At 54.4% G+C, this 13,534-nt stretch carries 9 protein-coding genes; 1 reads left to right on the plus strand and 8 read right to left on the minus strand.

Annotated elements, in window-relative coordinates; genetic code table 11:
- Positions 1-26: 26 nt before the first annotated feature.
- From OGY72_RS20960 to glpE, 3 genes are all read right to left on the minus strand, one after another.
- On the minus strand, positions 27-785 hold the full coding sequence (locus OGY72_RS20960; RefSeq protein WP_003023499.1) for a DeoR/GlpR family transcriptional regulator: 759 nt from the start codon (positions 783-785) through the stop codon (positions 27-29).
- Between the two features lie 95 nt (positions 786-880).
- The gene (glpG, locus tag OGY72_RS20965) at positions 881-1,711 is read right to left on the minus strand and encodes a rhomboid family intramembrane serine protease GlpG (RefSeq protein ID WP_003827632.1); all 831 of its coding nucleotides are present in this window, start codon (positions 1,709-1,711) and stop codon (positions 881-883) included.
- Between the two features lie 170 nt (positions 1,712-1,881).
- Positions 1,882-2,208 carry a thiosulfate sulfurtransferase GlpE gene (gene glpE, locus OGY72_RS20970; RefSeq protein WP_003827629.1) on the minus strand — a complete coding sequence of 109 codons (327 nt, stop codon included), beginning with the start codon at positions 2,206-2,208 and terminating at the stop codon, positions 1,882-1,884.
- Between the two features lie 198 nt (positions 2,209-2,406).
- Between glpE and glpD the strand changes: the two genes are divergently transcribed.
- Positions 2,407-3,915, plus strand: coding sequence for a glycerol-3-phosphate dehydrogenase (gene glpD, locus OGY72_RS20975; protein WP_003023494.1), 1,509 nt, complete (start codon positions 2,407-2,409; stop codon positions 3,913-3,915).
- Between the two features lie 142 nt (positions 3,916-4,057).
- Here the strand turns inward: glpD and glgP are convergent, their stop codons facing one another.
- The 5 genes from glgP to glgB are packed head-to-tail and all read right to left on the minus strand — an operon-like array spanning position 4,058 to position 13,427.
- A complete protein-coding gene (gene glgP, locus OGY72_RS20980; RefSeq protein WP_148361377.1) occupies positions 4,058-6,505 on the minus strand; it encodes a glycogen phosphorylase in 2,448 nt (815 codons plus the stop codon).
- 19 nt (positions 6,506-6,524) lie between these two features.
- Complete coding sequence (gene glgA, locus OGY72_RS20985; RefSeq protein WP_003827622.1) at positions 6,525-7,958, minus strand: glycogen synthase GlgA; 1,434 nt, start codon at positions 7,956-7,958, stop codon at positions 6,525-6,527.
- Positions 7,958-9,253, minus strand: coding sequence for a glucose-1-phosphate adenylyltransferase (gene glgC, locus OGY72_RS20990; protein ID WP_003827621.1), 1,296 nt, complete (start codon positions 9,251-9,253; stop codon positions 7,958-7,960). The genes glgA and glgC overlap by 1 nt, the downstream gene beginning before the upstream one ends.
- 14 nt (positions 9,254-9,267) lie before the next feature.
- A complete protein-coding gene (gene glgX, locus OGY72_RS20995; protein WP_286549243.1) occupies positions 9,268-11,244 on the minus strand; it encodes a glycogen debranching protein GlgX in 1,977 nt (658 codons plus the stop codon).
- The gene (glgB, locus tag OGY72_RS21000; protein WP_003827616.1) at positions 11,244-13,427 is read right to left on the minus strand and encodes a 1,4-alpha-glucan branching enzyme; all 2,184 of its coding nucleotides are present in this window, start codon (positions 13,425-13,427) and stop codon (positions 11,244-11,246) included. Before glgB ends, glgX begins: the two co-directional genes overlap by 1 nt.
- Between the last annotated feature and the right edge of the window lie 107 nt (positions 13,428-13,534).

Raw genomic sequence — 13,534 nt, forward strand, 5'->3', positions numbered from 1 at the left:
CAACGCTTATCAGGCCTGGGATTACCTTAGCACAGCTCTAACTGGATATGATGGTCAGCAATCACCTGCATCACACCAGCAGGCGGCAGCGTGTCGGTATACACCGCATCCACCATGCTGATGCTGCCCATATTAACCATCGCGTTACGCCCAAACTTCGAGTGGTCCACCACCAGCATCACATGCCGTGAATTCTCAATGATCGCGCGCTTGGTGCGAACTTCGTGATAATCAAACTCCAGCAGGGAACCGTCGCTGTCGATGCCGCTGATCCCTAAGATGCCGAAGTCCAGACGGAACTGAGAAATAAAGTCGAGGGTCGCTTCGCCCATAATACCGCCGTCGCGGCTACGCAGTTCACCACCGGCGAGTATTATGCGGAAATCCTCTTTCGCCATCAGCGTGTTCGCCACATTGAGGTTGTTGGTCACAATGCGTAAATTGCTGTGATTAAGCAGCGCGTGAGCCACCGCTTCCGGCGTGGTTCCGATATCAATAAACAGCGTAGAGCCGTTCGGGATCTGCGTGGCAACTTTGCGGGCAATGCGCTCTTTTTCCGCAGTCTGCGTCGCTTTACGGTCATGCCACGGGGTGTTGACCGAGCTGGATGGCAACGCCGCGCCGCCGTGATGGCGCAAAATCATGTTCTGATCGGCCAGATCGTTAAGATCGCGGCGAATCGTCTGCGGGCTGACGGAGAAATGCTCCACCAGCTCTTCAGTACTGACGTATCCCTGTTTTTTTACCAGCTCGATGATCGCGTCATGTCGTTGTGTTTGCTTCATTATGGTTCCCTGAAATTTTGCCGGATGCGCTGACGCTTATCCGGCCTACAAATTGGTCCAAACGCACACCGCCTTCCGGCACCACAAAACTTGAGTCAAGTTCGTTTTCGTACATTTATAGTATCGGCAAACGCCATTGCCAGACCCACGGCCAATCCGGCGATATGAGCGCCATTCGCCATCGACATGCCGAATAGATCAAACCAGCCGGCAACAATCCAGATCAAAGCAAAGATAATCAAACCACGCTGCAGGAAAATACCGCTTTGCGGATCGCGCTCGCCGCGCAACCACACGTAGCCCATCAGCGCATATACCACGCCAGACAGTCCACCAAACCACGGGCCGCTAAATTTCTGCTGAACATAGCCGCTCAACAGGGCGCTGATCACGGTAATTACAATCAGTTTTCCACTGCCCAGACGCTTTTCAACCGCACCGCCGAGATACCACCACCACAACAGGTTGAACAGAATATGCATCAGCGAGAAGTGCATAAAAGCGTGGGTGAAATAACGCCAGAATTCAAATTTCAGCGAAGGGTCAAACGGCCATGCCAGCCAGAGCATCACCGCCTGGTCGCCCAGCACGTTCATCGCAATAAACACCAGCACACACGCGGCCATCACCAACCAGGTTACCGGACCTGCGCGTTCGCGCAATGTGGCCAGGAACGGATAACGCTGGTAGTGCAGACCGCTGTCGGTCTGACCCGACTGCCAGCTTGCCGCGAGGTAGCGCGGATCGCCCGGATTCTCCAGAAATCGCGCCAGTTCAGCATGCACGCGCTCGGCCTGGGACTCATCCGCCAGCCAGACATCCGTTTGCTGATGTTGTTGAATCGTCAGGATAACGCCCTGTGTCGCCATATAATCAACAAATGCCTGCGCCACGCGGGGGTTAGCAAAAGAGGTAATCATCAACATGGTTGCTGTCGCTTCATCCACACAAAAGAGGACAGTATATATACCCTTCTTACTTCGAGCTGCATCTTTGTTGGCTTTCCTCGCTCACTCCGGTCACGTACTGTTCGTACGCTCCCGGAGATTCGCTGCGTCGCCGTCGCGATGCAACTCGAATTAATTTGGGTATAGCCTTACGAACCGTATGCCACTTCTGCCGGAAAATGTCGATGCCAGGCGTCGAAGCCGCCGTCAACGCTGTAAACCGCGTCATAGCCCTGCTGAAGAAGATATTGCGCCGCGCCTTTACTGCTGTTGCCGTGATAACACATCACCAACACGGCGGTGTCGAAATCATGCTCGCGCATAAATGACCCCAGCGTGTCGTTCGTCAGATGAAACGCCTGCGGGGCATGACCCATGGCATAGCTTTGCGGATCACGGATATCCACTAACACCGCGCTACCCTGATGCAGCTTCTGATGCGCTTCTTCGACATTAATACATTCAAACTGATCCATTGCTCTCTCTTCTTTATATGGCAGGTGACGCTTTTCGGACATGTTACTGCTTAGTGTACGTCCCGACGGCAGTTAAACGCCATAATGTTATATGTATCACTGTAAATTGTTTATCCGATGTTACCAATGGCGCGATTCTTTGCTATTATGCTCGATAACGAACATTAATGAGCTATAACGAAAGTGCGAGAGGCCAGCATGGAAACCAAAGATCTGATTGTGATAGGTGGAGGCATCAACGGTGCCGGTATCGCGGCAGATGCCGCTGGACGCGGTTTATCCGTGCTGATGCTGGAAGCGCAGGATTTAGCCTGCGCCACCTCTTCCGCTAGCTCCAAACTCATCCACGGTGGCCTGCGCTACCTGGAACACTACGAATTTCGTCTGGTAAGCGAAGCGCTGGCCGAACGTGAAGTGCTGTTGAAAATGGCACCGCATATCGCCTTTCCGATGCGCTTTCGTCTGCCCCACCGCCCGCACCTGCGTCCGGCGTGGATGATCCGCATTGGTTTGTTTATGTACGATCATCTGGGCAAACGCACCAGTTTGCCAAGTTCTACAGGTTTGCGTTTTGGCGCAGATTCCGTAATGAAACCTGAGATTGTGCGCGGTTTCGAATATTCGGACTGCTGGGTAGACGATGCGCGACTGGTTTTGGCAAACGCCCAAATGGTCGTACGCAAAGGCGGAGAAGTATTAACCCGCACTCGCGCCACCTCTGCTCGCCGTGAAAACGGTTTGTGGATTGTTGAAGCTGAAGATATCGATACCGGCAAAAAACACACCTGGCAGGCGCGTGGCCTGGTCAACGCCACCGGTCCGTGGGTGAAAGAGTTCTTCGACGACGGTATGCACCTGCCATCGCCGTACGGTATTCGCCTGATCAAAGGCAGCCACATCGTAGTGCCGCGCGTACATACCCAGAAGCAAGCTTATATTCTGCAAAACGAAGATAAACGTATTGTGTTTGTTATCCCATGGATGGATGAATTCTCGATCATTGGGACGACAGACGTTGAATACAAAGGCGATCCGAAAGCAGTGAAAATTGATGAAAGCGAAATCAATTACCTGCTGAAGGTCTACAACGCGCACTTTAAGAAACAACTGGGTCGTGATGATATCGTCTGGACTTACTCGGGCGTGCGTCCGCTGTGCGATGACGAGTCTGACTCACCGCAGGCGATCACCCGTGATTACACGCTGGATATCCACGACGAAAACGGCAAAGCGCCGCTGCTGTCGGTCTTTGGCGGTAAGCTGACCACCTATCGTAAGCTGGCTGAGCACGCGATGGAAAAACTGGCATCGTACTATCAGGGAATTGGTCCGGCATGGACGAAAGAGTGCATTCTGCCAGGCGGTGACATTGGCGGCGATCGCGAAGATTACGCAGCCAAACTGCGCCGTCGATACCCGTTCCTGACCGAGTCGCTGGCACGCCATTATTCTCGCACCTACGGCAGCAACACCGAATGGGTCATCGGCGAAGCCACCTCGCTTGCCGAGTTAGGTGAAGACTTTGGCCATGAGTTTTATGAGGCCGAGCTGAAATATCTGGTCGATCACGAATGGGTTCGTCGCGCGGAAGATGCGCTGTGGCGTCGCACGAAAGAAGGTATGTGGCTGAACGCTGAGCAGCAGTCACGCATGACCCAGTGGCTGGCGGAGTATATCGAGAAACACCAGCTGTCACTGGCGTCGTAAGCAAGTACACGAACGTAGGCCGGGCAAGCGAAGCGCCCCCGGCAACGAGCGCCCTGTAGGCCCGGTAAGCGTCATCGCTATCGGGCCTTTTGCCGGATGGCGGCTAGCGCCTTATCCGGCCTACAGGTAGTCCTATCCCTTATTACAACCGCACCGAATCAATATGCCAGATGTTTTCGGCGTACTCTTTGATCGTCCTGTCCGACGAGAAGTACCCCATGTTGGCGATATTAATCATCGACTTGGTGGTCCACTCTTCCGGGTGACGATACAGTTCATCAACCTTATCCTGGCAATCAACGTAGCTGCGATAATCCGCCAGAACCTGATAGTGGTCGCCAAAGTTAATCAGCGAATCCACCAGGTCGCGATAGCGTCCCGGCTCCTCAGGGCTGAATACGCCGCTGCCGATCTGCGTCAGCACCTGGTGCAGCTCTTCATCTTTCTCGTAATACTCACGCGGCTTGTAGCCCTGGCTGCGTAAAGCCTCGACCTCTTCCGCCGTATTACCAAAGATAAAGATATTTTCTGCGCCCACATGCTCCAGCATCTCAACGTTGGCACCGTCCAGCGTCCCGATGGTCAGCGCGCCGTTAAGAGCAAATTTCATATTACTGGTACCGGAGGCTTCGGTCCCGGCCAGAGAAATCTGCTCAGACAGATCGGCAGCAGGAATAATCACCTGCGCCAGGCTGACGCTGTAGTTGGGGATAAACACCACTTTCAGCTTGTCGCCAATTTGCGGATCGTTGTTGATCACTTTCGCGACGTCGTTGATCAGGTGAATGATGTGTTTCGCCATGTAATAAGCAGAAGCCGCTTTACCTGCGAAGATATTCACACGCGGTACCCACTCAGCGTCAGGATCGGCCTTAATGCGGTTGTAGCGGGTAATCACATGCAGCACGTTCATCAACTGACGTTTGTATTCGTGAATACGCTTTATCTGCACATCAAACAGCGATTTCGGGTTCACCACCACGTTCAGCTGCTGGGCAATAAGCGTGGCCAGACGCTTTTTATTCTCCAGCTTCGCGCGGCGCACCGCCTGATTTACCAGCGGGTAATCGCAGTGCTGCTCAAGCTCACTGAGCTGGCTGAGATCGGTTCGCCAGGTGCGTCCAATGTTCTCATCCAGCACTTCAGAGAGCGACGGGTTGGCTAGCGCCAGCCAGCGACGCGGCGTCACGCCATTGGTGACGTTGCAAAAACGAGTCGGGAAAATCTTCGCAAAATCAGCAAACAGTGACTGCACCATCAGGTTGGAGTGCAGCTCGGAAACGCCGTTAACCTTGTGGCTCACCACCACCGCCAGCCATGCCATACGCACACGACGGCCGTTAGATTCATCGATAATCGACGTCCGCCCCAGCAGATCGGTATCGTTCGGATACTGTTCCTGTAACGTTTTCAGGAAGTAGTCGTTGATTTCAAAGATGATTTGCAGATGGCGCGGCAAAATTTTGCCCAGCATATCGACAGGCCAGGTCTCCAGCGCTTCGCTCATCAAAGTGTGGTTGGTATACGAGAAGACCTGGCAGCAGACCTCAAACGCATCGTCCCAGCTGAACTTATGCTCATCGATCAGCAAACGCATTAGCTCTGGGATCGACAGCACCGGATGGGTGTCGTTGAGGTGAATGGCAATTTTATCCGCCAGGTTGTCGTAGGTTTTGTGCAGCTGGTAATGACGGCTCAGAATGTCCTGCACCGTGGAGGAGACCAGGAAATACTCCTGGCGCAGCCGCAGTTCACGTCCTGAATAGGTGGAGTCGTCCGGGTACAGTACGCGGGAGACGTTCTCGGAGTGGTTTTTATCTTCCACCGCCGCAAAGTAGTCGCCCTGGTTAAATTTACCGAGATTAATCTCGCTACTGGCCTGGGCATTCCACAGACGCAGCGTGTTGGTGGCGTCGGTGTCGTAGCCGGGGATAATCTGGTCGTAGGCGACCGCGAGGATCTCTTCGGTTTCTATCCAGCGCGTTTTCTTTCCTTCCTGCTGAATACGCCCGCCAAAACGCACTTTGTAGCGCGTGTTGTGGCGTTTGAATTCCCACGGGTTACCGTATTCCAGCCAGTAGTCCGGCGACTCTTTCTGGCGGCCATCAACAATGTTCTGCTTGAACATGCCGTAGTCATAACGAATACCGTAGCCGCGTCCCGGCAATCCCAGCGTTGCCAGAGAGTCCAGAAAGCAGGCCGCCAGGCGCCCGAGACCGCCATTGCCAAGACCCGGGTCGTTTTCTTCGTCGATCAGATCTTCAAGATCCAACCCCATTCCTTCCAGCGCATTTTTGACATCGTCATAAATGCCCAGCGATAACAGTGCATTGGAAAGCGTGCGGCCAATCAGAAACTCCATAGACAGGTAATAGACCTGACGAGTTTCCTGAGATAATTGCGCACGGTTAGAACGCAGCCAGCGCTCCACGAGACGGTCGCGCACCGCGAACAACGTGGCGTTCAGCCACTCATGTTTATTGGCAATGACCGGGTCCTTACCAATCGTGAACATCAGCTTATAGGCAATAGAATGCTTAAGTGCCTCTACGCTGAGTGTGGGCGATGCATAAGTAAATGGAGCATTCATATAGGTGATTCCTGGATATCTATTTCAAGCGATAGTAAAGCTCACGGTATGACTTCGCCGCGACTTGCCAGCTAAAATCCATGGTCATGGCCTGACGTTGTACAAACCGCCAAAGCGAAGGCCGGGACCACAATACGAAAGCACGCCGGATCGCGCGTAACAGCGACCAGGCATTACTATCTTCAAATACAAACCCACTGGCGATACCGTCCGCCAGGTTTTCCAGCGAACTGTCAGAGACTGTATCAGCCAGCCCACCGGTGCGCCGCACCAGCGGCAGCGTGCCGTACTTCAGTCCATACAACTGCGTTAAGCCACACGGCTCAAAACGGCTGGGAACCAATATCACATCGGCCCCACCCATGATGCGGTGCGAGAAGGCTTCGTGATAGCCGATCTGCACACCCACCTGTCCTGGATGTTCCGCCGCTGCGGCGAGGAATCCTTCCTGTAATACCGGATCGCCCGCGCCTAGCAATGCCAGCTGTCCACCCTGCTCTAACAACCCCGGCAGCGCTTCCAGCACCAGATCCAGCCCTTTTTGACTGGTCAGACGGCTCACCACAGCAAACAGCGGTACTTTATCGTTGACCTTAAGTCCCATCGCTATCTGAAGCTGACGTTTGTTTTCTGCCTTCTCCTCCAGCGTGTCGCGCGTATATCGCGATGCCAGCAGGAGATCGGTTTCCGGGCTCCAGATTTTTTCATCAACGCCGTTCAGCACGCCGGAAAGGCGCCCTTCGCGATGACGTTGCTGCAACAGACCTTCCATGCCGTAGGCAAACTGCGGCTCGGTAATTTCCCGCGCGTAGGTCGGACTGACCGCCGTAATGTGGTCGGCGTAGTACAACCCTGCCTTCAGAAACGAAATCTGCCCGTTAAACTCCAGTCCGTGCACATTAAAGAACGACCATGGCAATTGGATGTCATCCATATGCTTTGCATAAAACATGCCTTGATACGCCAGGTTGTGGACGGTGAACACCGATTTCGCCGGATGGCCGCGCGCCGCCAGATACGCCGGAGCCAGACCCGCATGCCAGTCGTGCGCATGCACCACATCCGGGCGCCAGAATGGGTCAAGGCCACAGGCCATTTCACAGCCAACCCAGCCCAGCAATGCAAAACGCTGCACGTTATCGGTATAAGCAAACAGGTTAGTGTCGTGATACGGGCTACCGGGGCGGTCATAGAGATGCGGCGCGTCAATCAGGTAAATACCCACGCCGTTGAAATGCCCGAACAGCAGCGTGATACGTCCGGCGAAGGTATCCCGACGCGTCACTACCTGCGCATCGGGAATGCCGCGACGAATATCAGGAAACGCCGGGAGCAGCACGCGGGCATCCACGCCGTCCGCTATTTGCGCTGCGGGTAACGCCCCAATAACATCCGCCAGTCCCCCGGTTTTTAACAGGGGGAACATCTCTGAACAAACGTGTAAAACCTGCATTATCGCTCCTGTTTGATCTGCAGTTTGCGTAGCATTTCACGCGTGACCAGCACAATACCTTCCTCTGAACGGTAGAAACGACGCGCATCTTCTTCCGCGTTTTCACCAATCACCATGCCTTCGGGAATAACGCAGGCGCGGTCGATAATGCAACGACGTAAGCGGCACGAACGTCCCACCCACACTTCAGGTAACAACACTGCCGAATCAATGTTACAGAATGAATTCACCCGCACTCGCGGGAACAGAACGGACTGCACCACCACCGAACCTGAAATTATGCATCCGCCAGAAACCAGCGAGTTCAGCGTCATTCCGTGGCTGCCGGAACGGTCCTGAACAAATTTCGCCGGTGGCAGCGATTCCATGTGCGTACGGATTGGCCAGTCCTGGTCGTACATGTCCAGTTCAGGCGTCACCGAAGCCAGATCGAGGTTCGCCTTCCAGTAGGCTTCCAGCGTACCCACGTCACGCCAGTACGGCTCGGATTCCGGGTCAGACTGCACGCAGGACAACGGGAATGGATGTGCATACGCCATGCCAGCTTCGGTGATTTTCGGGATAATGTCTTTACCGAAATCGTGACTGGAGTTTTCATCAAGGTCATCTTCCGCCAGCAATTCATACAGATAATCGGCGTTGAAAACGTAGATCCCCATACTGGCAAGAGATTTGGTCGGGTCGCCAGGCATGGCTGGCGGGTTGGCGGGTTTTTCAACGAACTCGATAATTTTATCGGTGTCGTCCACGTCCATCACGCCAAACGCGCTGGCCTCTTCAATAGGCACTGGCATACAGGCCACGGTGCAACGCGCGCCTTTCTCGACGTGGTCGATCAGCATGCGTGAGTAGTCCTGCTTGTAGATATGATCGCCCGCGAGGATCACCACATATTCCGCTTTATAGCGTCGAATGATGTCCAGGTTTTGGGTCACCGCATCCGCCGTGCCGCGATACCAGTTTTCACCCTGCATTCTCTGCTGGGCAGGTAGCAGATCGACGAACTCGTTCATCTCTTCGCTAAAGAACGACCAGCCGCGCTGAATATGCTGCACCAGCGTGTGGGACTGGTACTGAGTGATCACGCCAATACGGCGGATCCCGGAGTTAATACAGTTGGATAAGGCAAAATCGATAATGCGGAACTTACCGCCAAAGTGCACAGCAGGTTTGGCACGTTTGTTGGTTAAATCTTTTAAGCGGGTACCGCGGCCACCGGCCAGGATCAGGGCAACAGATTTTAATGGCAGCTGGCGCGCCAACATTACACGATCGTTCTTCTCTAAACTCACCATGACTAACTCCTTTTTTATCTTCTCTGGAACACACACAGTCCGTGCGCAGGTCCCTGCCAGACAGCCGTAAGCACCGGATTATCCTCTCCGGCAAATGGGGGAACGGCGCACCATCCCCCTTCAGGTAAAACGATATCTGTCACCTCAAGCGTGGCATTTATTGCAATAAGAAAACGGTCTGAAAGCAGGATTTGCATCTGCCTCGGGCCGTTTTGCCACTCATCCGCACTTAAGGGTTGTGCGTACTTATTCAGCCAACGAACATTGCCATCGCCCTCTTCCCACCAGCGATCGTCCGTTAATGCAGGAATTTGCTGACGAAGATGGATCAGGGCAGCGGTAAATGTGGTTAGTCCGCTGTTTGCCTGCTGCCAGTCCAGCCAGGTTAGGGCGTTATCCTGGCAGTAAGCGTTATTGTTGCCGTGCTGGCTATGACCATGCTCATCGCCCGCCAGCAACATCGGCGTACCCTGGGAGAGCAACAGCGTGGTTAACAGCGCATGAATGCTGTCGCGCCGCCGCTCAATCAGGTCCAGCGTGCCGCCTAATCCTTCTTTACCATGATTGTCGCTGTAGTTATTGCTAGTGCCGTCGCGATTTTCCTCACCATTCGCTTCATTGTGCTTATTTGTGAAGCACACACAGTCGCGTAGCGTAAAACCGTCGTGCGCAGTCACCAGATTGACCGTCGCGCTGGGTTTGCGACCATTGCGTTTAAACACGTCGCTTGATGCGGCAAAACGCCCGGCAAACTCACCCAACGAGAGATTACGCTGGAGCCAGAAGCGTCGGGTCGCATCGCGGAAATGGTCATTCCACTCGGCAAACGGCGGAGGGAAATTCCCCACCTGATAGCCGCCTTCACCAATATCCCACGGTTCCGCAATCAGCTTAACGCGTGAGAGCTGCGGACAGTTTTGGATCGCGGTAAACAGCGGCGCATCCTGACGAAACGCAGGTGTACGCCCCATGACGGAAGCCAAATCAAAACGAAAACCATCCACATGGCAGGTTTCAACCCAGTAGCGCAGGCATTCACATGCGTATTCCACAACGCCGGGATGGCTCAGATTGAGGGTGTTCCCACAACCGGTCCAGTTGTAGTAATCACCATCGTCCCTGATCCAATAATAGCTACGGTTATCAATTCCGCGCAGCGAGAAGACGGGGCCTTCGAGATCCAGCTCGGCGCTGTGGTTCAAAACGATATCGAGAATGACCTCAATCCCCGCTTTGTGCAGCGCTTTTACCGCGTCGCGAAACTCATCAAGCGCACTCTCCGGCGAACAGGCATAGGCCGGATGCAGCGCGAACATCGCTACCGGGTTGTAGCCCCAATAGTTCGACAGCCCCAGCCGTTGAAGCCGTGGTTCGCTGGCAAAATGCGCCACCGGCAGCAGCTCCAGCGCGGTAATGCCGAGGCGCTTGAAGTAATCGATCATCACTGGATGGCCCAGCGCTTTGTAGGTTCCGCGAATCTCTTCCGGCAGCTCAGGATGCAAATACGTCAACCCTTTGACATGCGCTTCGTAAATCACGGTATTGCCCCACGGCGTGCGCGGCGGGGCATCATCCTCCCAGTCATAATGATCGGACACCACCACGCCCTTCAGCGCGATGGTGGCATTATCATGATGATCCGGTTCATTTAGCCCACCGTGCAGCAGCGGGTTATCTTTTAACTCGCCATCCACCCGACGGGCGCAAGGGTCAAGCAGCAGCTTGGCCGGATTAAACCGGTGGCCCTGCTGCGGTTGCCATGGGCCATGAACACGATAGCCATAGCGCAGACCGGGCCGGGCGTTGGCCAGATAGCCATGCCAGACATCACCGCTACGCCCCGGCAGGTCATAGCGAAGTTGGCACCCTTGCTCATCGAATACGCATAATTCAACGCGTTCAGCGTGGGCCGAGAAGAGTGTGAAATTGACACCATGGCCGTCATACGTTGCACCATGGGGGGTGGCGTTGCCGGTTGCCAGTTGCGTCATTACCCCTCCCGGACCAGCCAAATCGTTGCCAACGGCGGTAACGTGAGGCTCAGTGAGTGCTGACGACCATGGCTGGCGATTTCATCGCTGTGCACCGCACCGCCGTTACCGGTATTGCTGCCGTGGTAATGCATCGAGTCGGTATTGAGGATCTCACGCCATTTGCCTGGCTGATTGATACCGAAGCGATAGCCGTGGCGGGGCACAGGCGTAAAGTTACTGACCACGATGATTTCATTGCCGACCTTGTCACGACGCACGAAAGCCAGCACCGAACGTTCATTGTCATCTACCACCAGCCACTCAAAGCCATAGGCGTCAAAGTCGAGCTCGTGCAGCGCTTTGTGATGACGGTAGGTGTGGTTCAGATCGCGCACCAGACGCTGTACGCCGTGGTGCCAGTTATCGCCGCCTTCCAGCAGGTGCCAGTCGAGGCTGGCGTCATGGTTCCATTCACGTCCCTGCGCAAACTCGTTGCCCATAAACAGCAGTTTTTTGCCCGGGAAGGCCCACATCCAGCCGTAGTAGGCGCGCAGGTTGGCAAACTTCTGCCATGCGTCTCCCGGCATGCGATCGAGAATGGATTTTTTACCGTGTACCACTTCATCATGCGACAGCGGCAGGACAAAGTTTTCGGTGTAGTTGTACAGCATGCCGAAGGTCAGCTTGTCGTGATGGTACTGACGATGAATCGGGTCCAGCTTCATGTAGTCCAGCGTGTCGTGCATCCAGCCGAGGTTCCACTTATACCAGAACCCTAAACCGCCCATATCCTGTGGTCTTGAAACGCCGGCAAAGTCGGTGGACTCTTCCGCCATGCTCACCGCGCCCGGAACTTGCTCGCCAAGAATGCGGTTGGTATTGCGCAAAAACTCAATGGCTTCAAGGTTTTCACGACCACCAAATTCGTTTGGGATCCATTCCCCTTCTTTGCGGCTGTAGTCGCGATAAATCATCGACGCCACGGCATCCACGCGCAACGCGTCGATCCCAAAACGTTCAATCCAGTACAGAGCATTACCCACCAGGTAGTTGCTGACTTCACGGCGACCGTAGTTGTAGATCAGCGTGTTCCAGTCCTGGTGATACCCTTCGCGCGGGTCGCTGTGCTCATAAAGGTTAGTGCCATCAAACTCTGCCAAACCAAAGTCGTCCGATGGGAAATGGCCCGGCACCCAGTCGAGAATGACGTTCAGCCCCGCCTGATGCGCGGCATTCACGAAATAGCGGAAATCATCGCGAGTCCCGAAGCGACGGGTCGGCGCATACATGCCGGTAGGTTGGTAACCCCAGCTACCGTCGAACGGATGCTCGTTAATCGGCAACAGTTCGAGGTGGGTAAAGCCCATCCACTTGGCGTAAGGCACTAACTGATCCGCCAGCTCGCGGTAGCTCAGCCAGAAGTTGTTATCGGTATGACGACGCCATGAACCCAGATGTACTTCATAAATAGAGATCGGCGCATCAAACTGATTGGCTTTTTTACGCTCCTCGCTTTGCACCACTTTTTCCGGCAGACCGCAAATAAGTGACGCGGTTTCCGGGCGCATTTGCGCTTCAAACGCGTAAGGGTCGGCTTTAATCCGCAGCTTACCGTTGGCATCGATCATCTCGTATTTATACAGCTGACCATGCTGCGCACCGGGGATAAACAGCTCCCAGATACCGCTTTCTTTACGCAGGCGCATCGGGTGGCGACGGCCATCCCAGTAGTTGAACTGACCAACCACCGAAACACGCTGGGCGTTGGGTGCCCAGACGGAGAAACGAGTACCGGTGACGCCATCCATGGTATCCGCATGCGCACCCAGCGTTTCGTAAGGTCGCAGATGCGTACCTTCAGATAACAGCCATGCATCCATATCCTGGATCAGCGGACCAAAACGATAAGGGTCATCAATCAGATTCTGCTGTCCATGCCAGACAACGGCCAGCTGATAGCGAAAGAAATTTTTACGGCGGGGAAGTACTGCACAGAAAAAACCGCGAGAGTCGAGGCAATCCAGCTTGCCGACTTTGCGTCCGGTTTTGGGTTCGATCACCCACACTTCGGTGGCGTCAGGTAATAGGGCGCGGACTTCGAGTCCAGCATCAGTTTGGTGCATACCGAGTACGGAAAAAGGATCCGCAAAATGGCCTGCAATTAGCGCATTAATCACGTCTCTATCGATACGAACGGACATGGTTGTCATCCTGTTTTATGGTGTCACCCCTTCCAACTGATTTTCGACATCAGGTAGTGACACTTTTTTTGACCTGAACGGCGCAGCACAATTGTGCATCCTCTCTG

Source organism: Citrobacter sp. Cpo221 (assembly GCF_030332345.1).
Lineage (GTDB): Bacteria > Pseudomonadota > Gammaproteobacteria > Enterobacterales > Enterobacteriaceae > Citrobacter > Citrobacter portucalensis.